The sequence below is a fragment of the Klebsiella sp. 141162 genome (assembly GCF_050600755.1).
Lineage (GTDB): Bacteria > Pseudomonadota > Gammaproteobacteria > Enterobacterales > Enterobacteriaceae > Klebsiella > Klebsiella aerogenes.
In genome coordinates this window covers 341,356-362,728 of the sequence record NZ_JAQIRI010000002.1, presented here as the reverse complement: position 1 = coordinate 362,728, position 21,373 = coordinate 341,356, and the positions used below count along the sequence as shown (strand labels likewise).

Here is a 21,373-nt window from a genome sequence, read left to right as displayed (position 1 = left end):
GAGGGAGCAAGTCGATGGATTACACCAAAATCATCAAAGAAGTCGGGCGTGGAAAGAATCACGCTCGCGATCTGGATCGGGAAACGGCCCGCGCGCTGTATACGCGGATGTTAAACGGCGAAGTCGGCGAACTGGAGCTGGGGGCGATCCTCATCGCGCTGCGCATCAAGGGCGAAGGCGAAGCGGAAATGCAGGGCTTCTATGAGGCGATGCAGCTACAGACTATCCGCCTGACGCCGCCGGTTGCTAAACCGATGCCTATCGTCATTCCCAGCTATAACGGCGCGCGCAAACAGGCCAACCTGACGCCGCTGCTGGCGGTGCTGTTGCATAAAATGGGCTTTCCGGTAGTGGTGCACGGCGTCAGCCATGACCCTACTCGCGTCCTGACGGAAACCATCTTTGAGCTCATGGGGATCCCGGCGACGACCCATGCCGGGCAGGCTCAGGCGCGTCTTGACGGCCATGAACCCGTCTATATCCCGATTGGCGCACTGTGTCCGCCGCTGGAAAAGCAGCTGGCGCTGCGCTGGCGGATGGGGGTGCGTAACAGCGCACATACCCTGGCTAAGCTGGCGACGCCATTTGCCGAAGATGCCGCGCTGCGTCTGTCGAGCGTCTCGCATCCGGAATACGTCGATAAGGTCGCGAAGTTCTTTACTGAAATCGGCGGACGCGCGCTATTGATGCACGGTACCGAAGGTGAGGTTTACGCCAATCCGCAGCGTTGTCCGCAAATCAATCTCATTGATGCGGCGGGGACGCGAGCGCTGCATGAGCGAGCCGATGAAAGCCAGCAGGACAAGGTGGCGCTGCCGGAATCTAAAGATCCCGAAGTTACCGCGCGCTGGATTGAGCGCTGCGTGAGCGGTAGCGAGCCGGTTCCGCAGTCGCTGAAAATTCAGCTCGCCTGCTGCCTGGTCGCCACCGGTCAGGCGACTTCGCTCGCCCATGGTCTGGCGCAGGTTGCCGAACGCTGGTAAACGGACAAAAAAAAGCCCGTCCGGTGGCTCGGACGGGCAAACAAGGGTATTTAAAAGGTCTTTTCAGGGTTAATTCAGTGGCATTTCAGAGTGTTGCTGCGATTATTTGTAGATAACCGCGGTACCGCTAACTTTGTTGTTGGTGTTAGCGGAGGTGATGCTGTAGCCGGTTGCGCCAGCGGCATCTGCTTTAGCAGCCAGTTTGGCTTCCAGACCATCCAGCGTCGTTGCGCCTTCAGCGGAAACAACACCGATTTTATTCATGCTTTCTGCCTGTGACGGGGTTACCGGCTGAGCGGCGAATGCGCCGAAGGACAGAGCGGAAAGGGCGATAGCAGCGGCAGCGTATTTGATATTTTTCATGATTAATTTCTCGCATTATGTTCTGTAGAGGACGATGTTCCGTCGATGTGATAAGTATCACGTTTTTTGCCGCGAGATAAAATCGAAGGAAATTCACAGTCTTCATCGAATTTTTTGAATAATGAATAATTTATTGAATATTAATAAATTATTTTCCGCTATTGCCGCGGGCGAGGGGTAAACTAATTGCCATGGCAACTAAAGGCACATTTTGCCACTTTTTTCGCCAAAAAACGTGCGCGAAAAGATAACGCGATCGGCGGTAATGAACGGTAAAGGAAGGTCAGCGTAGCTGGCTATCTTTGGAACCACGGCGATTATATCCTGAATATGTATTGTTATGTAAATCTTTATCCTGTTGGCACTTCACGCAGTATCTGACCCCGGGAATTGCCTTGCGCCGGGCCTCGGGAATCGGCTCTGCGCATTCTTCACAAAATTTGTTGCTCTCACCGCTTGGCAGCTCGCTACGGGCGCGGGCAACGGCATCGTTTACCGTGCTGTCGATTTGATCCTGTACGGCCCCATCGTTTGCCCAACCTGACGCCATGATGTGCTCCTCATCTCAATATCTGTTTAAAGTATAGAAAAGATGGGGGCAAAAAATGACCAGACAAGGTTTAGGTTGCTTAGATTTCCGACCATTCCCGCAGCAGGTTGTGGTACAGGTTGAGAAGCGACAGCACCTCATCGCTCTCGCCGTGGCGGCTCTTTAACTTCTGAATATTACCATCGAGCTCGAACAGCATTGCGCGACGCTTATCGTCGCGGATCATCGACTGGATCCATAGAAAAGAGGCGATGCGTTCGCCGGAGGTGACTGGAGTTACGCAGTGCAGGCTGCTTGAAGGATAGAGCACCAGATCGCCGGCCGGCAATTTTACCTTGTGCTGGCCATAGGTATCATTGACCACCAGTTCGCCGCCGTCGTAGCTTTGCGGATCGTTAAGGAACAGGGTGGCGGAGAGGTCGGTGCGCATCCAGCCGCCCTGACCGTGGCTGCGTACCGCGCCATCGACGTGAAAACCGTAGGTTTCTTGCTGCTGGTAGCGGTTAAACAGCGGGGTGGAGAGCGTTTTGGGTAACGCCGCGGCGAAGAACAGCGAACTGCGGTTCAGCGCCGCCTGGACCTTAGCCTGTAGCTCGCCGTATAAAGCGCTGCGCGTATCGACCTGCTGATTGTTTTTTACCTGCGCCCCCTGGGCGCCGGTGGTCACGCGGCCGTCAACCCACTCGGCCTGCTGTAGCTGAGCGGCGAATTCGGCGACTTCCTGAGGCGTCAGGACGGCGGGGATATGGTACATCATGGCTCAAGCTCCTGAGAAAACGGGGCGTTTCCGCCCCGCATCGATTAGAAATGCACGTTAGCAGTTAACAGGAAAGTGCGTGGCTCGCCCGGGTGATAACGATAGCCGCTCTTGTTAATAGACGCGACGTAATTGGTATCAAACAGGTTATACACGTTCAGTTGCAGGTCGAGATTGCGATTAACCCGATAGCCCATTTTCGCATCCGCTACCCAATAGCCTTCGGTGTAGGACGGCGTGCCAACCGCGCCATCTTTGCCACGGTGCATGCTGCCAATGTAGCGGGCGCCGGCGCCGACGGAGAGGGCATCGGTGGCCTGGTACTGGCTCCAGACGGTAAAGGCGTGTTCCGGCGTATACGGCATTGAGCTGGTGCCATCCTGAGCGGCATCGGCGCCTTCACGGATCGTCGCATGCTGCTGGGTGTAACCGCCAATAACCTGCCAGTCCGGGGTAATATTACCGGCCAGTGAAATCTCATAGCCTTCGACCCGCTTCTTACCATACTGCGAGTAAGTACCGTCGTCGTTTTGTTCGACCTCGTTTTCTATATCGGTGCGGAACAGCGCCGCGGTCAGCAGCAGGCGCTTATCCATCAGTTCCCACTTGGTGCCCAGTTCGCTGGTCTTCGCTTTTTGCGGCTGGAAGTCGGTGCGGTTGGCGCTATTGCCGCTGCCGCTTTGGGCGAGGGTGAAGTTGCTACCGCCCGGCGGTTGTTGCGAGATTGCGTAGTTAACGTACACATTGCCGTTATCAGTCAGATGATACAGCGCGCCGGCTTTCCAGTTGACCAGGTTGCCGCTGGTAGAGGTGTCCACGGTGGTGACCGGCGTATCTTTAGCGACGCCGGTCGGGCAGGCGATGGCTCCACGACCGCTGCCGCCGCACAGGCTGGCGCTATCGTATTTGGTTTGATAGGTATCGAGGCGGATACCGCCGTTCAGCTCAAAATCGCGGGTGATCTGCAGAGTATCGAAAGCGTACAGGCCGAAGGTATCGGTCTGACCGTTGGCGTTAGCGCCGCTGCGGTTCAGGCCGCCGATCGAAATATCGCTATTCGGATGATAGATATTCACCGCCGGCGGGGTGATCGGATAGACGCCGTAGTTAGTCTGCGTTTCGCGGGTAAATTCTACCCCGGCGCTGACGTCATGGCCGACGGATCCGGTGAAAAATTTGCTCGTCAGATTGGTCTGGTTGGTTAGGATCTTGTTGCTGGTGTCTTTGGTGTTTGCCAGACGTGACCAGGTCCAGGTATTGACGTTATTGGGATCCGGTTGAGTAATGTTTGACGCGCCGCCCATGACCGCGGTCATCAGGTAATCCTGTTTCACCCGCGACCAGCGCGTGATGTTGCGGATCGTCGTGTTGTCATTGATATCGTGTTCGAAACGCATGGTCACGGTATCGGTGGTCGAGTCGTCGTAATCAGAGTCCGTACCGTAGAAGTTGCTGGTTGCGACTTTACCAGAGTGGTTCAGCGCATCGGTGGCGGCGTTTGGCGCCGAGTAGCCCGGCAGGCCGATGGTTGGAATACCGCCGTCCGGCGTATTGTGCTGGGTGACGTGCAGATAGTTCAGGTACAGGCGATTCTCAGTGCCGAGACCAAAGGCGACGGATGGCGCGATGCCGTAACGTTCATTTTTAACTTTATCGCGGCCGGCATCGTGGGTTTTCTCTCCCATCAGGTTCAGGCGCACGGCGCTGGTATCGCCAATGGCTTCATTGATATCGAGGGTGCCGCGGCGCATCCACGCGCTGCCGACGCTGGCGGAAGCATCGATCCCGGAATCCAGACGCGGCTGTTTGCTGATCATGTTGATCGATCCGGTTGGCGCGCTGCGGCCGTAGTCGGAACCCGATGGCCCTTTAATCACTTCAACCTGCTCGGTATTAAAGGTATCGCGAGTGACGCTGCCGATATCGCGAATGCCGTCGACATAGATACTGTTGGAGGTATCGGCGCCGCGCATATAGATGGTGTCGCCGGTGGTGGAGTTACCGTTTTCGCCGGCGAAGAAGGCGCCCACGCCCGGCACGTTTTTCAACGCATCGGTCAGGTTAGTGACGCCCTGGTCCTTCATGACCTGCTCTGATACCACCGTGACGGTGCGGGTGGTGTCGGCGATGGGGCGGGAGAATTTTGGGTCAGCGGAATGCGTTGGCGCATACAGCGATGGCGTTTGCGCTTCAACGACCAGGGTTTCGCCGCCTTTCTGTTCATTGCTGTCTGCCGCCAGTACCTGACCCGTCGGGGAGAGGCTCAGGCATAAACCGGTGAAAATCGTCAGTGAACGGAAACTGCTAAAAGGGAGATTGTTATTTTTTTCCATATCCATGAGCAACTTATAGTTTTAATTTGGCCCTGTTTCCCAACATCGTTGTATTGGCGGAAATGAGATGCGCCAATTAACGTCTGCCAGGGTGGGGCGCTTTGCCGATGCGACCGTAAACGGAGTCTGTCTCGTTTCGACCACTGCAGGTGTTCTTAACAATAGCAATGCGTTTGATAATGATTTTGATAACCATTATCAAACAACGGCGGATTTTTATCACTCATTTATAAAAAAATAAATACATTTGTTTATATGGGCTGCATTATTTATACATAAAGGGCAGAAAGCATGATATTCCACGGGTCGAAGTGGGTGTTTTTCGCCCCGTCAGGCTTAGTGCATCAAGCGCGCTATTTATAAATTATCGCGCTTCCCGCCAATTTATTACCGCCGCCGGCGGCGTTAATTCTCCAGGCGAGCGCGCCCTGCTGGTGGGCTTTTTGCGCCAACTGGGCCTGCAAATCGTCAAGGGTGCTGGCGCCGGAGGCGGATACGGTGCCGGACGGGCGAAGCGGACCGGTCTGGGTAAGCGCAGATTCAGGCGTGTCGGCCAGGGCATAGGAGGAGGGGGCGGCAAGCGCGATAAAGAGCAGCGAGAGCAGAGATGTTTTCATGGGTATATCCTCATTAACAGCATGGGACATACCTCAAGTATAGGCCGTTTCGCGAAGAGAATCAGGGTATAACCGGCGGGCAAACAATGGCTTTTTGTCTCACCGCACCTGTTGATGCGAACCCGGTGCGGTGAGGTACGGCGCGTCGGGATTCGCGGTCAGCGAGCGTCCGGACGGGTTAGATCGAAGCGCTGGCTTTCATCAATGCTGTAGTAGGCGGTTGGCCCGCCGGCGCGTAAAATCGGCTGCGCTTTCGCGGTTTGATAGATCCCGTCTTCCAGCAGCGACTCATCAATATGTACGGCGACCACTTCTCCCAGTACCAGCCAGCTATCAATGGCTTCGCCGCTGGCGCGCGTCAACTGAATACACTGCGACAGGCGGCATTCGAAGTGGACCGGGCTTTCCGCCACGCGCGGGGCGCGGACGATCCGGCTCGGCGCGGCGGTTAATCCGGCGCGCAGGAATTCATCTTCATGACGCGGAATGGAGGCGGAGGTTTCATTCATCGCTTCGGCGAGTGGCCGGGTAGCCAGATTCCAGACAAACTCTTTTGTTTCAACAATGTTCTGCACGCTGTCTTTCCAGCCGCCGCTGGCGAAACCGATGATCGGCGGCCGATAGTTAAAGCAGTTGAAGAAGCTGTAGGGGGCGAGATTACGTTGCCCTGCGCTATCGAGCGAAGCGATCCAGCCGATGGGGCGCGGCCCGACGATGGCATTCAGCGGGTCGTGCGGTAGGCCGTGGCCTTCGGCAGGTTGATAGAAGTACATAGAGCACCAGAAAGCGAAATAAGAAGATATCCAGACTCCCTTATTTACCGCGCCGCCGTCAACGGGTATCTTACGCGGCTGTTGAAAGGAGATTGCCATGAAAGCCGAAAAGCCGGGGTTGCACCCGCGTAACCGCCATCACCAACGCTATGATTTGCCAGCGTTGTGCCAGACTCATCCCGAGCTACAAAGCTACATCACCCTGAATCCGGCCGGTGAACAAACCATTGATTTTGCTAACCCATTGGCGGTGAAGGCGCTGAATAAGGCGCTGCTGGCGCACTTTTACGCGGTAAAACACTGGGATATTCCTGACGGCTTCTTGTGCCCGCCGGTGCCGGGACGCGCGGACTACATCCACCATCTGGCCGACCTGCTGGCGCAGGATAGCGGCGAGATCCCGAAAAATGCCACCATTCTCGATATCGGTACCGGCGCGAACTGCATCTATCCGCTGATTGGCGCGCATGAATACGGCTGGCGCTTCACCGGTAGTGAAGTGAATCCGCAGGCCTTTGCCAGCGCCCAGGCGATTATTAACGGCAACCCAGGACTGACGCGGCAAATTCGTCTGCGTCGTCAGAAAGAGGGTCAGGCAATCTTTACCGGGATTATTCATAAGAATGAAACCTATGATGCGACCCTCTGCAACCCGCCATTCCACGACTCCGCCGCCAGCGCGCGTGCCGGCGGCGAGCGTAAACGCCGTAATCTGGGGCTGGGGGAAGATAGCGTACTGAACTTTGGCGGCCAGCAGCAGGAACTATGGTGTGAAGGCGGCGAAGTGGCCTTTATTTCGCAAATGATCCGCGAAAGCCAGCAGTTCGGCCGCCAGGTTAAATGGTTTACCTCGCTGGTCTCCCGCGGCGATAATTTGCCGCCGCTGTATCGCCTGCTGACCGAAGTCGGCGCGGTGAAAGTGGTGAAAAAAGAGATGGCGCAGGGGCAGAAACAGAGCCGCTTTATCGCCTGGAGTTTTATGGACGACGCAAAGCGCCGCCGTCCATTTTAAGTCTCTGCCGCCGGGTTTGCGTTGCCCGGCGGCGGCAATACCTGCCAGGTTTGTACCGGCGCGCGCACGCCGGCGCGGTCGAAATGCTGCTTCACCTGGGTATCGAGGGCAAAGCGTACCGTCCACTGCTTCAGCGGCAGCGTCGTAAAGCTGACGCGTAAGGTAAACGCGGTATTGCTCAGCCCTACCAGCCCGGCGAACGACGGTTCGCCAATAATCAGCCCGCGGATCTCCTCCTGCGCCATCAGATCGTCTACCGCCGCCTTCAGTGCCTGATTGGCTTTATCCAGGTCCTCCTGCCTGTCGACATCATAGTTGGCGACCACCGAACCGATCCCGCGCACAAAGTTGGCGAAGGTGGTTATCGAAGACCAGGGAATAATATGGTACGCCCCGGTATCCTGGCGCACGCCCACCGAGCGGATCGACATCCGTTCCACCGTGCCGGTTAATGGCCCGATGGTCACCAGATCGCCGGTGTTCATCCCGTTCTCAAACTGGATAAAGATGCCGGTAATAATATCTTTGACCAGCGTTTGGGCGCCGAAAGAGATGGCCAACCCTAACGCCCCGGCGCCCGCCAGCAGCGGCGCGATGTTCACCCCGACTTCCGACAATAAGATCATTATCGTTATGGTGGTGATGACCACCGCCAGCGCGTTGCGAAACAGCGTCAGCAGCGTTCTGGCGCGAGCGCTGGGCAGCGGGCGTCCATGAATGTCCGATGACAGGCGATTCTCAATCAGGCTTGCCAGTAGGGTCCAGCCGACGGCGGAGAAGAACAGGATTAGCGCGATACGAATCAGGACATCCACCGTTTTTTGCCCGGCATCATTGTGTAGCCATTGCTGAAAATCAAACAGTCCCCAGGCGCTCAGCAACAGCATCACCGCCACGCATACCGTCAGGATCCGCGCGGCTTTCAGCGAGGCGGAGATCCAGCCGTTGAGCCGCTTTTGCAGCTCCGGGTAGTGGCGTTGCGTTTCTGGCGACAGGGTGATGGTTTTAGCTATCCAGCGTGACGAAATACCGGATACCAGCGCCGCGGCGCCGACAATAGCCAGGCTACGTAGCGTCGCGCCCATCATAAATTTGAGGCTGTTGCCGGGGTCAAAGAGCGAAAAGAAGAACAGCACGATAAAGTAAGCGCAGGCCAGCCAGTGCCAGACCAGCGCAAAAGCGCGAATAAACAGGCTGAAGAAGGGCAGCGAGCGGTCGGCAAGATGGATAAGCCCCTGAGTGATGGCGCTTTTGTTGTGGAAAATCAGATACAGCGCCCACACCGTAATGCACAACATTATGATGACGTTGGCCAGCGCGCCAATCTGCACGTTAACCTGATTGGAGATAATCGGCACCGCTACGATCAGCCCGTAACCAATCAGGCTACTCAAGGCGCTGAGGCGTAAGTTCCAGTACGTTGCGTGTTCGTTGCTGATATTGAAGGGGCGTAAATCGGCGATTCGCGGGCAAAAAATCACTCGCAGGATGGCTTTAAAAAACTCGATCAGCGCGAAGGCGTTAAGAAACAGGCTTTGTTGAAAAGCAATGGTTCGGTTGCCGCCGTTTAAACGATCGCTTAACAGCTGCCCGATAAACAGCGTTAGCGCCAGCAGCAGCAGGTCGATGATGAAAGCGCCAGCAATGGTGGCCGGTAACTGCAGCCAGTTATTGCGCTCACGGTTTTTGTGCCTTCCCCAATGGCCCATTTTGCGATACAGCGGCAGCGCCGCCAGGCGTACTAACCACCAGAAGGCAAATACCAGCCCGGCCAGCAGCAGGAAGTCGCCAGCGGCATTGCGAAACGCATCGGCATGGAAAGGCTTATGCGGTGAGCCGGTGATATTGCGCCATAGCTGAGAAAACCGCGACGACAGGCGCTCGCTATACTGACGACTTACTTCCGTCACGCTTTCCAGAACGGTTTGCTCGTCTTTAACTTCTGGCGGGGTCAGCGTGGGGGCGGCGGCAGGCGGCTGGGTGGCGGCGGCTTTACGCAGCTCATCGATTAACTCCTGCCGCGACTGCGGATTATCCAGCACGTCAGCTAATGCCGCCCAGGCGGCTTTTTTCTGTTCGAGGTCAGGCTCGCTGGCTGTGCTTTTGTCGGTTGTCGCCGCCGGTATGCCGGGCAATGACGCCGCCGACAGCGGAGAAATCCACAGCGCAGCGAGCAACAGTAGGATCCACGGCATGGGCGCCTCCATTGCATCTCAAACTGCTAAGTATAGAAGGGGTCAGACGAGGAGGAGCGTTGGGATGAATCTGGAAAGCGGCTCTCCCCTTGCCGGGGAGAGCCGGGCGCATCAGGCTACGTGCTGTAAAAACTCGCGCAGACGCGGGCTTGGCGGGTTCTTAACCAGAACCTGCGGGTCGCCGTCTTCGGCGATGCGGCCTTTATCGATGAAGATCAGCCGCGACGCCACTTTTTCAGCAAAGCCGATTTCGTGGGTTACGATGACCATCGTCATGCCTTCTTCGGCCAGGTCCTGCATGACTTTCAGCACTTCATGGCGCAGTTCCGGGTCAAGCGCCGACGTCGGCTCATCAAACAGCATCATTTTCGGTTTCACCGCCAGCGCGCGGGCAATGGCGACGCGCTGCTGCTGACCGCCGGAAAGTTCGGATGGATAGTGGTGCGCGCGTTCCGCGAGACCCACCTTCGCCAGCAGCTCTTTCGCCAGCGTTTCCGCCGCCGCCTTCGACGCGCCGCGCACGCGCTGCGGGCCGAACATCACGTTCTCCAGCGCCGTCAGGTGCGGGAACAGATAGAACTGCTGGAATACCATTCCGGCTTCCTGGCGAATTAAGCGCTCGTCAACTTTCGGGTCGTTCACCTTCAGGCCATCGACGATAAGATCGCCGCTGGTGATCTCTTCCAGTTTGTTGATGCAGCGCAGCAGCGTGGATTTACCGGATCCGGACGGCCCGATGATCACGACCACTTCACCTTTGTCGATCTTCAGATCGATATCGTGCAGCACTTTAGTCGGGCCAAAGTGTTTGGAAACGTTTTTAAATTCAATCACAGGATTTTCATCCTTCTTTCAAGACGACGCAGAATGAAGCTCAACACCAGGGTGATGATCAGATAAATGACGGCGACGGCGCTCCAGATTTCCAGCGCGCGGAAGTTGCCGGCAATAATTTCCTGGCCCTGACGGGTCAGTTCGGCGACGCCGATAACGATGAACAGCGACGTATCTTTGATACTGATAATCCATTGGTTACCGAGCGGCGGCAGCATACGACGCAGCGCCAGCGGCAGGATCACGTGGCGGATAGTTTCGCGACGGGAGAGCCCCAGCGCCAGACCCGCTTCGCGGAAACCTTTGTGGATGGACAGCACCGCGCCGCGGGTGATTTCCGCGATATAGGCGCCGGAGTTGATCATGATGGTCACCACCGCGGCGGTGAATGGGTCGATGCGTAAGTCGCTAAACGCCATCGGTAGCGCGAAGTAGATGAACATCACCTGCACCACAATTGGCGTGCCGCGGATGATTTCAATAAATACCAGCGCGACGTGGTTGGCTATCCAACCGCCGAAACAGCGGGCGAAACCGGCCACCAGACCGATGATAAGGCCGCCAACCAGGCCGAGGACCGAAATCCACAGCGTCATTTTGGCGCCTTCCAGCAAAATAGGAATGGCGGGCCAGATGGCACTCCAGTCAAACTGCATAATGTGTTCCTGTTACTGTTACCGTGTCGAAAGCAGAGAAAGCCTCTGCGAATACGGCGCCGGGGAATGAAACCCTGGCGCCGTGGAGCCCGCGGCGGATTGGCCGCGAGAAGTAGGCCTAATTATTATTTTGGTTCAGTACCGAACCATTTTTTGTAAATTTCGTTGTAGGTGCCGTTTTCACGCAGCGTTTTCAGCGCACCGTTCACTTTTTCGCGCAGTTCGTCGCTGCCTTTCGGGAAGGCGATACCGTAGCTTTGCGCTTCCAGCGATTCGCCTACCGCTTTGAACTTGCCCTGACCGGCGGTTTTAATGAAGTACAGGATGTTTGGCGTGTCGTGCAGTACCGCGTCAGCGCGGCCGGTGCCCAGCTCCATATAGGCGTTATCAATGTTCGGGAACTGGCGCAGATCTTTGGTTTTGATGTTGGCTTTCGCATAATCAACGGAGCCGGTGCCGCTCTTCACGGCGACCACTTTGCCGTTCAGATCTTTCACGTCTTTGATGTCATTGTTTTTCGCGTTAACCATCACCAGCAGGCCGCTTTTGTAGTAGCCGTCGGAGAAGTCGATTGCTTTTTTACGCTCGTCGGTGATGGTGATCCCCGCCAGCGCCAGATCGATGTTTTTGGTCTGCAGCGCGGGAATGATGCCGCTGAAGTCCATTGGTTTCAGGGTGTAGTCCAGTTTCAGCTCTTTGGCGACCGCGGCCCACAGGTCAATATCGAAGCCGACGTATTTATCACCTTGCTTAAATTCAAACGGAACAAACGCCGTATCGGTGGCGACTACCAGTTTTTTATCTGCGGCGTGAGACGAAACCGCAAAAGCCAGGGTCAGTGCAGCCAGTGACACTTTTAATACAGACTTCATAGTATTTCCTTTTTTATCCACGGGACGAGCCCCTGCGAGAACGTGTAGCCTAATGAAAAAATCGTGCCAGTTTTACAAGCCATTGTTTTTCAACAGGAGCTTTCATATCGTTTGCACAATTTCGGTTATCCGATAAAGCAAATGCACCGTAACAGGGCGTCATTTTGGTGCAATATAAACGTAGCGAATAACCAGAGCATTTTTAACGCAAACCCTGATGGGAAAACAATCTTGCTGTAACGATTGTGTGAGGTGATTATTACAATTGTTTTACTTTAGTACGTATTGTGTACAAGCGCCTGCACCAAAAGAGGGCGAGCTAAGCGATTACGGGGGGAAGAGTGGGAGAAATGAAAAATGCCGCCAGCGGGCGCTGACGGCTGCGGACATTTATTCGATATTCGCTTCGATGAACCACAGGAATTTATCCAGGTCACGGGAAGCCGCGGTAAAGATATCGGCGGTGTCTTCATCCTTCGCTTCGCTGATCGCTTTACGCACATCATTGGCCACGATGGCATAACGGTCGGCCAGCTCTTTCAGATGTTCCTGAACGGTGTGAATATCCAGCGGGTAGCTTTTCAGCGGGCTTTTGCTGTTGATGACCTGAGTGGTGCCCAGAGCGACGCCGCCCAGTTGAACGGCACGTTCAGCCATCGTATCAAGGTGATCGGTGAGCGCAGTGCGGAAACCATCCAGCATTTCATGAACGGCAATAAAGTTGGCACCGCGCATATTCCAGTGGGCCTGCTTGGTAATCAGCGACAGGTCGATGAACTGGATCACCTGGCGATTCAGCAGCTCAACGGTAGCTTTCTTCTCGTTGTCTGCGACATCGTTACGGGTATAGAGCAGGTTAGACGCTTTAGTTTTAACCAGTTTTGCGGTACTCATAGTTTCATATCCTCTTGATATTGATACTCGTCATACTTCAAATTTGAATTATGTAGAGCGTTTGTCCCAAATGACTTCGGGACTAATTATAGCAAGGGATATTGGATATGAGGCATCGGCTGTCCATATCAGTCCGATAGCGCAGAGTTGTTGGCTATTTAAAAAGATTTATAAAATCAGATAATTAAAAGTAAATAGCTGGCTCGCTATGAACGCGAGCCAGTGCGGTAACAAAATCTTAATTTATATCGACTTTCTCGATTTTGCTTTGCCGCTGCATGGTCAGCGTCGAACCCATTGAGGCGATGATAATCGCCCCTAACGCCAGAGTTTGCGTCAGGGTCAGCGTCTCGCCGAGGAACACCATTCCCGACAGCGCCGCCAGCGCCGGCTCCATGCTCATCAGCGTGCCGAAGGTGCGGGTGGGCATCCGCGTCAGGGCGATCATTTCCAGCGAGTAGGGCAGGGCGGTGGAGAGAATGGCGATGCCAAGCCCCAGCGGCAGCAGCGACCATTGCAGCAGCGTATCGCTGGCCTGGACGATACCGATGGGCACAAAAATCACCGCCGCGATGAGCGAGCCCATGGCCACCGTCGCCGGGCCGTGTTCTTCACCCGCGCGCTGGCCGGTAAGAATATAGACCGCCCAGAATGCGCCGGCGCCGAGCGCGAACAGCGCGCCGACTAAATCCACTTCCCCTACGTTTTGCCCAAGCGGCAGCAGGAACCACAGCCCGAGCACCGCCAGCGCCACCCAGACGAAATCAAGCGGGCGGCGTGAACCGAAGAGCGCCACCGCCAGCGGCCCGGTGAACTCCAGCGCGACCGCGACGCCGAGCGGGATCCGCTGCAGCGATAAATAGAAGAGATAGTTCATCGCCCCTAGCGCCACGCCGTAAAAGAACAGCGGCAGCCGCTGCTGCGGGGCAAAACGTAGTCGCCACGGCTTAAAAATAACGACTAAAATTAAAGTGCCGAGCGTCAGGCGCAAAGCGGTGACGCCCGGTGCGCCAATCAACGGGAAGAGCGATTTCGCCAGCGAAGCGCCGCTCTGAATCGAGACCATGGCGATCAAAATAACCAGTATCGGCAACCACGCCGGAACTTTACGGGACGAGCCGGGCATCCTTTCTCCTGTCAGGGTTTGTCAAAAGAGGTAAAGGTTCCAGTGTACTGGAATAACCGCTTAACGGTTTAGCGATTGTTGAAAAAAGAGGGTGGAAAAACAGTACAATGGCGTAAAATACGTAGGGGAATGCCCTCACGGCTAAGAATAATCTGGATGCGCAGCGTTTGCTGCTGGCAATCGTTAAGCACTTTTTGCGCGAAAAGTGTTTGATTTCCAGATTGTTACGAAATCGTGGAAACTTTTGCTTACATGAAAAAGTATGTTAGACAATGTAAAGTCAAAAGAGTTTCCCAAAAGTTTTTGATATATTTAAGACTTAGGACTTATTAGAAACACATTTGAGGTGGTTATGAATAAAATTGCACGTCTTTCAGCACTGGCCGTTGTTCTGGCTGCATCCGTAGGTACTACTGCTTTCGCTGCAACTTCTACCGTTACCGGTGGTTACGCTCAGAGCGACATGCAGGGTAAAGCCAACAAAGCAGGCGGTTTCAACCTTAAGTACCGTTACGAGCAAGATAACAACCCGCTGGGCGTTATCGGTTCCTTCACCTACACCGAAAAAGACAACACCAGCAACGGTACTTACAACAAAGGTCAGTACTACGGCATCACCGCTGGTCCGGCTTACCGTCTGAACGACTGGGCGAGCATCTACGGCGTAATCGGTGTTGGCTACGGTAAATTCCAGAACAACAACTTCCCGAACCAGAAATCCGACATGAGCGACTACGGTTTCTCTTACGGCGCTGGTATGCAGTTCAACCCGATCGAAAACGTTGCCCTGGACTTCTCCTACGAGCAGTCTCGTATTCGTAACGTTGACGTCGGCACCTGGATTGCCGGTGTAGGTTACCGCTTCTAATCACTTCGGTGATATAAAAAATCCGCCTCAAGGGGCGGATTTTTTTTGCCTGTGATTCGGCGATGCCGTTTAGTTGACGGTAAACTCGTCGCTGCCCAGATGGTTGTAGTCCACCTTCTGTAACTGGAAATTGGTGATATACACCGGTCCGGCTTTCTGTTCTGAGATAAAGCGATAGCGCGGGGTAATTTCCTGCGCGCTGATCCCGGTCCACTGCGCGAAGAAGCTGAGAAAATCATTCGCCGAGCGGCGGGCTTTAATCATCTTATGCGCTTTATCGTCGCTGGAGAGCACCATAAACGGCACCTGGAAGTTCTGTTGATATTTGTCATCATGGGCGAGATATTGCACCGCTTTACCGCGCTCTTTAAACGCCAGACCGTGATCGGAAAAATAGGTGAGCGAGAAAGTGCTGCCGGAATTCTGCAGCTGACCGTAGAGCTTCGCCAACAGCGCGTCGGTTTGCGTCACGCTGTAGAGATAGCATGAGGTCTCCTTTGACTGCACAAAGGTGGTGTATTTGCCTTTGGTACGATCGCAGGCCTGCGGGTGCGAGCCCATGATATGCAATACGATCAGCTGCGGCTGGCTGCGCTCGACTGATAAGACTTGCTCGGTCAGTTTCAGCAGTTGCTCATCCTGAGTATTTTTATTGGCTTCAAAATCACCGTTTTTCAGGAACTGCACCTCATCGGCACGTTTGGCGATGCTAGCGATAGCGGTGTCGTATTCACCAATTTGTCCCTGATTGGAGAACCACCAGGTCTGGAAGCCCGCGCGGTTGGCGAGGGTGACGAAGTTGTCCTGATACTGGGGTTTACCGTCAACCACCCGGTTGAGGGTCAGGCCAAGCGATTTCTGCGTGGAGCCGCTGGCGGCCACGTAGTTTTTAAACAGATAGCCGTTGACCGAGCTGGCGAACGGCGTGTTGTCCCAGTGGCCACCGAACGCGCCAAGCGCATCGCGGCGCGCGCTCTCGCCAATCACCACGACATAGAGATGGTACTTCGGCTTCACCGCCAGCACGTGCCAGCTATCTTTCATGTTAGCCAACTGCGCCATCCGCGCCTGTTCATCCAGCACTTCGTTGTTATTAACGATCACGTCTTTTACGAAGCGCACGGCGGGATAACCGCTATCAATGACTTTAAAGACGCCGCCCCAGGCCAGATTCTGCACAGGCTGCAGGAAAAAGATGCCGATGCTAAACAGCAGTCCCAGATATTCCACTTTGCCAAGGCGCGCGGGCGGCTGCGGTTTGCGCCGTACGGCAATGACGCCGAGAGCGAAGATGAATACCGCCAGCAAATAGTTGTACCACGGGAAAATAGTGAGAATTTCCGTCGACTCTTCAACATTCGTGGCGTGCAGCGCCAGCAGCGTATTGAAGTTTGGCGCGCCGTAAGCCTGGCCGAAGGGATAGTACATCGCGGCCAGCAGGGAAAAGAGGCCAACTACCCCTTTTTGAACGCGCGGGAAGGTGCGCCAAAGCAGATGGAGTACGCAGGTAAACGCAACGGTATAGAGCAAGCTAAATTCATACCCAAGCGCCAGATTAATCAACAGCGACTGTAAAAAGTAGAATCCTGTCCACGGGTTCAGGGCCAGTCTGCGGGCGGCCAGCGTTTCTTTCAGAGTGACATTCATAATTCGTAATCAACAAGACGCCATGTTCGTCCCCTGGCATCAAGGGGGTAAAACCTGCTGGACAGTGCGTGAAGAGGGTCTCTGCGAGCCGCAGTAGTGGCAGGGCTGACAAACGATAGGGCCTGCGAATGGTAAGGTCAACTGTTCATAACAGATTGTTTTGCGAGAAAGCTTACAAAACTTGAAAAAAGCGCTGAAAGGCGAGGTAACCAGATAGGTTAGCGGGGAAAGATGACAAAAAAATGAAGCGGCGTACCGCGACGCCGCGTTAATGTTTAGGTTTGTCCTGCTGCGGTTTGCCGTTGATCATATCGCACAGCATGCCGATCAGCATTAAGCGTACTTTGAAGGGTGAATGGCTAAACACGTTTAAGCACCTCTTGAATTCGTTCATGGTTATTCCTCCTGCCTTTTCGCGCCGTCAAATCCGTGATGGCTGTTTGCATTACATACAGATATAGCACAGGCTATATTTTATAGCTATGGCTAAAACGTTAATTTTTTGTGCTATGGGCGCAATCCATTACAATGTGGATCCTTTTATATGATGCTTGATGCGTCACACCAACGAGGAAGCACAATGAACCGTCGCGCAGGTAAGCCCATAACTAAAAAAGTGACGCAGCTGGTTAATGTCGAAGAACACGTAGAGGGGTTCCGTCAGGTGCGCGAAGCGCATCGCCGCGAGCTGATTGATGACTATGTGGAGCTGATTTCCGATCTGATTAACGAAGTGGGCGAGGCGCGCCAGGTGGATATGGCTGCGCGTCTTGGCGTTTCGCAGCCGACGGTGGCGAAAATGCTTAAACGTCTGGCGAGCGTCGGCTTGATCGAACAGATCCCCTGGCGCGGGATCTTCTTAACCCCGGAGGGGGAGAAGCTGGCCCATGAAAGCCGCGAGCGTCATCAGATTGTGGAAAACTTTCTGCTGGCGATTGGCGTGAGTCCGGAGATTGCCCGCCGCGATGCGGAAGGAATGGAACACCACGTTAGCGAAGAAACGCTGGCGCAATTCAAGCTGTTTACCCAGAGATTACACGCAGAATGAATCTCCCTTTTGTGCAGTCGCTTGCCCGTGACCGTTTCCTGCATCTTTTGTTACTTATCGCCGTTATCCTTAGCCTGTTCGTTCCTTTCGCGCCTCAGCGCTGGGGACAGGCTATCGACTGGCACACTATTATTACTCTCAGCGGACTAATGCTGCTGACCAAAGGGATTGAACTGAGCGGTTATTTTGATGTGCTGGGGCGCAAAATGGCGCGCCGTTTCGTCACCGAACGCCAGCTGGCCATCTTTATGGTGCTGGCTGCCGCGCTACTTTCCACCTTTCTGACCAACGACGTCGCCCTGTTCATTGTCGTTCCGCTCACCTTGACGCTAAAAAAATGGTGCGCCATCCCGGTCAACCGGCTGATAATTTTTGAAGCGCTGGCGGTTAACGCCGGCTCTTTATTAACACCCATCGGCAATCCGCAGAATATCTTACTGTGGGGGCGCTCCGGGCTGTCTTTCCTCGCTTTTATCGGCCAGATGCTGCCGCTGGCGGCGGCGATGATGCTTACCCTGCTGGTGCTATGCTGGTGCTGTTTCCCCGCCGCGCGGCTCAATTATCAAAGTAGCGACAAAGCGCCGGAGTGGCGGCCGAAGCTGGTGTGGAGCTGTCTTGCTTTCTACCTTGTCTTTCTGGCGGCGCTGGAGATGAAACAGGAGCTGTGGGGGCTGGCGCTCATTGCCGTCGGATTCCTGTTGCTGGCGCGAGCGGTGATTATCAACGTCGATTGGTCGCTGTTGCTGGTGTTTATGGCGATGTTTATCGACGTTCACCTGCTGACGCAGCTGCCGGTGCTGCAGCAGTGGCTGAACGGCGTCGGCCAGCTCTCTCCCGGCGGGCTGTGGCTGACGGCAATCGGACTGTCGCAGTTTATCAGCAACGTGCCGTCGACTATTTTGCTGCTCAACTACGTGCCGCCAACGATGTTATTAGCCTGGGCGGTGAACGTCGGCGGCTTTGGCCTGCTGCCCGGATCGCTGGCGAATCTGATTGCGCTGCGGATGGCCGGCGACCGCCGGATCTGGTGGCGCTTTCATCTTTATTCCATTCCGCTGCTGATCTGGGCGGCGCTCACCGGTTACGCCTTGCTCGCGCTGTGGCGCTGATTTTCAGAGGATTGGGCAAGAAACGGGCAGGAACACCCCATTCGCGATGACGACGCTCGGGCTATAACTATCTGGCTGACGTTAATCATCCGAATGAGGACACTGCTATGCGTTATCAAAAACTGGGAAATACCGGCCTGTTTGTCTCTGAGCTGTGCCTTGGCACCATGACCTTCGGCGGCGAAGAGGGGATGTGGGGAAAAATCGGCCAGTTGCGCCAGGCGGAAGCCGAACAGCTGGTGGGGAGCGCGCTGGATGCGGGCATCAACTTCATCGATACCGCCAACGTCTATTCAGAAGGACGCTCGGAGGAGATCACCGGCCAGGCGTTAAAGAACCTGAAGATACCGCGTGAAAACGTGGTGGTGGCGACCAAAGTGTTCGGCGAAACCGGCACCGCCGGGGTGAACTCGCGCGGCAGCTCCCGCTATCACATCATGGGCAGCGTGAAAGAGAGCCTGCGCCGCCTGCAGCTCGATCATATCGATCTCTACCAATTGCACGGCTTCGATCCGGCGACGCCTATCGAAGAGACGCTGTCGGCGCTGGATACGCTGGTGCAGCAGGGGCACTTGCGCTACATCGGCGTTTCTAACTGGGCGGCCTGGCAAATCGCCAAAGCGCTGGGCATCGCGGAACGCCTTGGGCTCTCGCGCTTTGCTTCTCTGCAGGCTTACTACACGATTGCCGGGCGTGACCTGGAGCGCGAACTGGTGCCGATGATGCAAAGCGAAGGTCTCGGCCTGATGGTCTGGAGCCCGCTGGCGGGCGGTCTGCTGAGCGGTAAATATCGCCGCGATGGGCAGGCGGAAGCGGGCGGTCGTCGCCTGGAGTTTGACTTCCCGCCGGTGAATAAAGATCGCGCCTTTGACTGCATTGATGTCATGCAGGTGATAGCCGAAGCGAAAGGGGTGTCGGTGGCGCAGATTGCGCTGGCGTGGCTGCTGCATCAGCCGGCGGTTACCAGCGTTATTATTGGCGCCAAACGGGCCGAACAGTTGCAGGATAATATTGCGGCCACCGCTATTCGCCTGAGTGAAGATGAGTTACGCCAGCTTGACGCGGTCAGCGCGCTGCCGCGCGAGTATCCGGGTTGGATGCTGGAGCGCCAGGGGGAATATCGCCGTAAGCAGCTTGACGCGCAGTAACGCCGTTTTTTCCGTGCTTATAAAGATCGCCGCTTGCGGCGATCTTTTTTGTTTGTATGGCTCACAGAAAACGATCCTGCTTTTGCTTCGGCGGTGGTTTTTCTGTATATGACTAGTCATAACTTTTAAATGACTAGTCATATACAGAGGCGAACCATGAAAGACAAACTACCGGCCGATTTTTTATGGGGCAATTCGGTCTCCAGCATGCAGACCGAAGGAGCGTGGAATGAAGGGGGGAAAGGGATGTCGGTGTACGATATCCGTGAACCGTCGGAGTTCGCCTCGGACTGGAAGGTGGCGACCGACTCTTACCATCGCTTCCGCGAAGATTTCGATTTAATGCAGGATCTGGGCATGAACTGCTATCGCTTCCAGATAGCCTGGAGCCGCGTCTGCCCGCAGGGTGATGGCGAGTTCAATGAAGAGGGGATTGCGTTCTACCATCAGTTTATTGATGAGCTCATTGCCCGCGGTATTGAACCAATGATCTGCCTCTATCACTTCGATATGCCCTTGTCGCTGGCGGAGCGCTACAACGGTTTTACCGACCGCCGGGTAATGGACGCCTTTATCCGCTACGGTCAGAAGATGATCGACTGCTACGGCGATAAGGTGAAGTACTGGCTGACCTTCAACGAACAGAATCTTTACCATTCGCCGGAGGCTTTTCTGATCACCGGCTATCTGCGTGGCGATAAAACGCTGCGCGAGCTTTACCAGATCCAGCACCACGTGATGATGGCCCACGTCCATCTCACCGACTATCTCCATCAGGCCAAACCGCAGTGTCTGATGGGCGGAATGCTGGCCCATGCGCTGGTCTATCCGGCGACCTGTAAGCCGCGCGATATTCTGTGCGCCCAGCAACTGGACGAGTTTTTAAACCAGAACCTGCTGCGCGCCTACGCGGGCGAGGGTTATAGCCCGGAAGTGATGCATTTTGTCGCCCGTGAAGGCTTTGACGATATCTATCGCCCTGAAGATATCGCGCTGATGGCGACGGTGAAGGTCGACTATCTGGCATTCAGCTACTACGCCAGCCGCGCGCTCAATAGCGACGCGATTCCGCCGGGTACGGCGGTGAACAACTACATGTTATTCGGCAACCAGGACAATCCGTACCTGAAAGCGACGGAATGGAACTGGCAGATCGATCCGCTGGGATTCCGCATGATCATTACCCGCTATTACAATGACTGGCGGCTACCGGTCTTCCCGATTGAAAACGGTATCGGGGTAATCGAATCCTGGGACGGCGAAAACCCGGTCGCCGATGATTATCGTATTGCCTATCACCGTGATCATATTAACGCCATGAAAGCGGCAATGTTTGAAGACGGGGCGCAGGTAATAGGCTATCTCGGCTGGGGATTAATCGATATTCTTAGCTCGCAGGGCGACATGCGTAAACGCTACGGCGTGGTGTACGTCAATCGTGAAAACCACGATCTTAAGGATCTCAAGCGGGTACCTAAGAAAAGCTATGCGTGGCTGAAGCGGGTTATCCACAGTAATGGCGAAGAGATGTAACGGCGAGCGGGCGGTGTATGCCGCCCGCCAGCCATTCACAAAATGTTAAAGGATC

The 21,373-nt window shown here is 55.1% G+C and carries 22 protein-coding genes; 8 read left to right on the top strand and 14 right to left on the bottom strand.

The window, feature by feature from the left end; genetic code table 11:
* Nucleotides 1-14 precede the first annotated feature (14 nt).
* Nucleotides 15-983, top strand: coding sequence for a DNA-binding protein YbiB (gene ybiB, locus PGR23_RS09265; RefSeq protein WP_063414764.1), 969 nt, complete (start codon nucleotides 15-17; stop codon nucleotides 981-983).
* A gap of 102 nt (nucleotides 984-1,085) precedes the next feature.
* Here ybiB and ybiJ read toward each other — a convergent pair whose 3' ends face one another.
* The 4 genes from ybiJ to PGR23_RS09245 form a co-directional block, all read right to left on the bottom strand.
* Nucleotides 1,086-1,346: a DUF1471 family protein YbiJ gene (gene ybiJ / locus PGR23_RS09260; RefSeq protein ID WP_047049127.1), complete on the bottom strand. Its 261-nt coding sequence runs from the start codon at nucleotides 1,344-1,346 to the stop codon at nucleotides 1,086-1,088.
* Nucleotides 1,347-1,629: 283 nt separating this feature from the next.
* Nucleotides 1,630-1,896 (bottom strand): DksA/TraR family C4-type zinc finger protein, encoded by a 267-nt coding sequence (locus PGR23_RS09255; protein ID WP_047049124.1) that lies wholly within the window; start codon nucleotides 1,894-1,896, stop codon nucleotides 1,630-1,632.
* A 79-nt stretch (nucleotides 1,897-1,975) separates the two neighbouring features.
* Nucleotides 1,976-2,653 carry a PKHD-type hydroxylase YbiX gene (gene ybiX, locus PGR23_RS09250; protein ID WP_047049122.1) on the bottom strand — a complete coding sequence of 226 codons (678 nt, stop codon included), beginning with the start codon at nucleotides 2,651-2,653 and terminating at the stop codon, nucleotides 1,976-1,978.
* 44 nt (nucleotides 2,654-2,697) lie between these two features.
* The gene (locus PGR23_RS09245) at nucleotides 2,698-4,986 is read right to left on the bottom strand and encodes a catecholate siderophore receptor Fiu (protein WP_047049503.1); all 2,289 of its coding nucleotides are present in this window, start codon (nucleotides 4,984-4,986) and stop codon (nucleotides 2,698-2,700) included.
* A gap of 67 nt (nucleotides 4,987-5,053) precedes the next feature.
* Here PGR23_RS09245 and PGR23_RS09240 point away from each other — a divergent pair, with 67 nt between their 5' ends.
* A complete protein-coding gene (locus PGR23_RS09240) occupies nucleotides 5,054-5,227 on the top strand; it encodes a hypothetical protein (protein ID WP_155958909.1) in 174 nt (57 codons plus the stop codon).
* Between the two features lie 112 nt (nucleotides 5,228-5,339).
* Here the strand turns inward: PGR23_RS09240 and PGR23_RS09235 are convergent, their stop codons facing one another.
* Together PGR23_RS09235 and PGR23_RS09230 are read right to left on the bottom strand one after the other, a co-directional pair.
* Nucleotides 5,340-5,603 (bottom strand): DUF1471 domain-containing protein, encoded by a 264-nt coding sequence (locus tag PGR23_RS09235; RefSeq protein ID WP_072251435.1) that lies wholly within the window; start codon nucleotides 5,601-5,603, stop codon nucleotides 5,340-5,342.
* Nucleotides 5,604-5,761: 158 nt separating this feature from the next.
* Complete coding sequence (locus tag PGR23_RS09230; protein WP_047078435.1) at nucleotides 5,762-6,376, bottom strand: flavin reductase family protein; 615 nt, start codon at nucleotides 6,374-6,376, stop codon at nucleotides 5,762-5,764.
* Nucleotides 6,377-6,473: 97 nt separating this feature from the next.
* On the opposite strand from PGR23_RS09230, the gene rlmF reads away from it, so the two are divergent.
* The gene (gene rlmF, locus PGR23_RS09225) at nucleotides 6,474-7,388 is read left to right on the top strand and encodes a 23S rRNA (adenine(1618)-N(6))-methyltransferase RlmF (protein ID WP_015704819.1); all 915 of its coding nucleotides are present in this window, start codon (nucleotides 6,474-6,476) and stop codon (nucleotides 7,386-7,388) included.
* Here the strand turns inward: rlmF and ybiO are convergent.
* The 6 genes from ybiO to rhtA form a co-directional block, all read right to left on the bottom strand.
* A complete protein-coding gene (gene ybiO, locus PGR23_RS09220; protein WP_396279824.1) occupies nucleotides 7,385-9,583 on the bottom strand; it encodes a mechanosensitive channel protein in 2,199 nt (732 codons plus the stop codon). The two genes, rlmF and ybiO, sit on opposite strands and share 4 nt — an antisense overlap.
* 111 nt (nucleotides 9,584-9,694) lie before the next feature.
* Nucleotides 9,695-10,417 (bottom strand): glutamine ABC transporter ATP-binding protein GlnQ, encoded by a 723-nt coding sequence (gene glnQ, locus PGR23_RS09215; RefSeq protein ID WP_045395036.1) that lies wholly within the window; start codon nucleotides 10,415-10,417, stop codon nucleotides 9,695-9,697.
* A complete protein-coding gene (gene glnP / locus PGR23_RS09210) occupies nucleotides 10,414-11,073 on the bottom strand; it encodes a glutamine ABC transporter permease GlnP (RefSeq protein WP_045364618.1) in 660 nt (219 codons plus the stop codon). Before glnP ends, glnQ begins: the two co-directional genes overlap by 4 nt.
* A gap of 125 nt (nucleotides 11,074-11,198) precedes the next feature.
* On the bottom strand, nucleotides 11,199-11,945 hold the full coding sequence (gene glnH / locus PGR23_RS09205; RefSeq protein WP_015367580.1) for a glutamine ABC transporter substrate-binding protein GlnH: 747 nt from the start codon (nucleotides 11,943-11,945) through the stop codon (nucleotides 11,199-11,201).
* A 390-nt stretch (nucleotides 11,946-12,335) separates the two neighbouring features.
* Nucleotides 12,336-12,839 (bottom strand): DNA starvation/stationary phase protection protein Dps, encoded by a 504-nt coding sequence (gene dps, locus PGR23_RS09200; RefSeq protein ID WP_015367579.1) that lies wholly within the window; start codon nucleotides 12,837-12,839, stop codon nucleotides 12,336-12,338.
* A gap of 238 nt (nucleotides 12,840-13,077) precedes the next feature.
* Nucleotides 13,078-13,965, bottom strand: coding sequence for a threonine/homoserine exporter RhtA (gene rhtA / locus PGR23_RS09195; RefSeq protein WP_045364611.1), 888 nt, complete (start codon nucleotides 13,963-13,965; stop codon nucleotides 13,078-13,080).
* A gap of 352 nt (nucleotides 13,966-14,317) precedes the next feature.
* Between rhtA and ompX the strand changes: the two genes are divergently transcribed.
* Entirely contained in the window at nucleotides 14,318-14,833 is a 516-nt protein-coding gene (ompX, locus tag PGR23_RS09190; protein WP_015367577.1) for an outer membrane protein OmpX, read from the top strand.
* A 69-nt stretch (nucleotides 14,834-14,902) separates the two neighbouring features.
* Here the strand turns inward: ompX and PGR23_RS09185 are convergent, their stop codons facing one another.
* Together PGR23_RS09185 and mntS are read right to left on the bottom strand one after the other, a co-directional pair.
* Entirely contained in the window at nucleotides 14,903-16,480 is a 1,578-nt protein-coding gene (locus tag PGR23_RS09185) for a phosphoethanolamine transferase (RefSeq protein ID WP_047049108.1), read from the bottom strand.
* Between the two features lie 268 nt (nucleotides 16,481-16,748).
* On the bottom strand, nucleotides 16,749-16,874 hold the full coding sequence (gene mntS, locus PGR23_RS09180) for a manganase accumulation protein MntS (RefSeq protein WP_045395034.1): 126 nt from the start codon (nucleotides 16,872-16,874) through the stop codon (nucleotides 16,749-16,751).
* 186 nt (nucleotides 16,875-17,060) lie between these two features.
* On the opposite strand from mntS, the gene mntR reads away from it, so the two are divergent.
* The 4 genes from mntR (at nucleotide 17,061) to PGR23_RS09160 (ending at nucleotide 21,318) form a co-directional block, all read left to right on the top strand.
* Nucleotides 17,061-17,528: a manganese-binding transcriptional regulator MntR gene (gene mntR, locus PGR23_RS09175; RefSeq protein ID WP_015367574.1), complete on the top strand. Its 468-nt coding sequence runs from the start codon at nucleotides 17,061-17,063 to the stop codon at nucleotides 17,526-17,528.
* Nucleotides 17,525-18,637 carry an anion transporter gene (locus tag PGR23_RS09170; protein WP_045395033.1) on the top strand — a complete coding sequence of 371 codons (1,113 nt, stop codon included), beginning with the start codon at nucleotides 17,525-17,527 and terminating at the stop codon, nucleotides 18,635-18,637. The genes mntR and PGR23_RS09170 overlap by 4 nt, the downstream gene beginning before the upstream one ends.
* A gap of 107 nt (nucleotides 18,638-18,744) precedes the next feature.
* Nucleotides 18,745-19,785 carry an aldo/keto reductase gene (locus PGR23_RS09165; RefSeq protein ID WP_396279823.1) on the top strand — a complete coding sequence of 347 codons (1,041 nt, stop codon included), beginning with the start codon at nucleotides 18,745-18,747 and terminating at the stop codon, nucleotides 19,783-19,785.
* Between the two features lie 156 nt (nucleotides 19,786-19,941).
* Nucleotides 19,942-21,318, top strand: a complete 1,377-nt coding sequence (locus PGR23_RS09160; RefSeq protein ID WP_047049103.1) for a glycoside hydrolase family 1 protein — start codon at nucleotides 19,942-19,944, stop codon at nucleotides 21,316-21,318.
* Nucleotides 21,319-21,373: the final 55 nt, after the last annotated feature.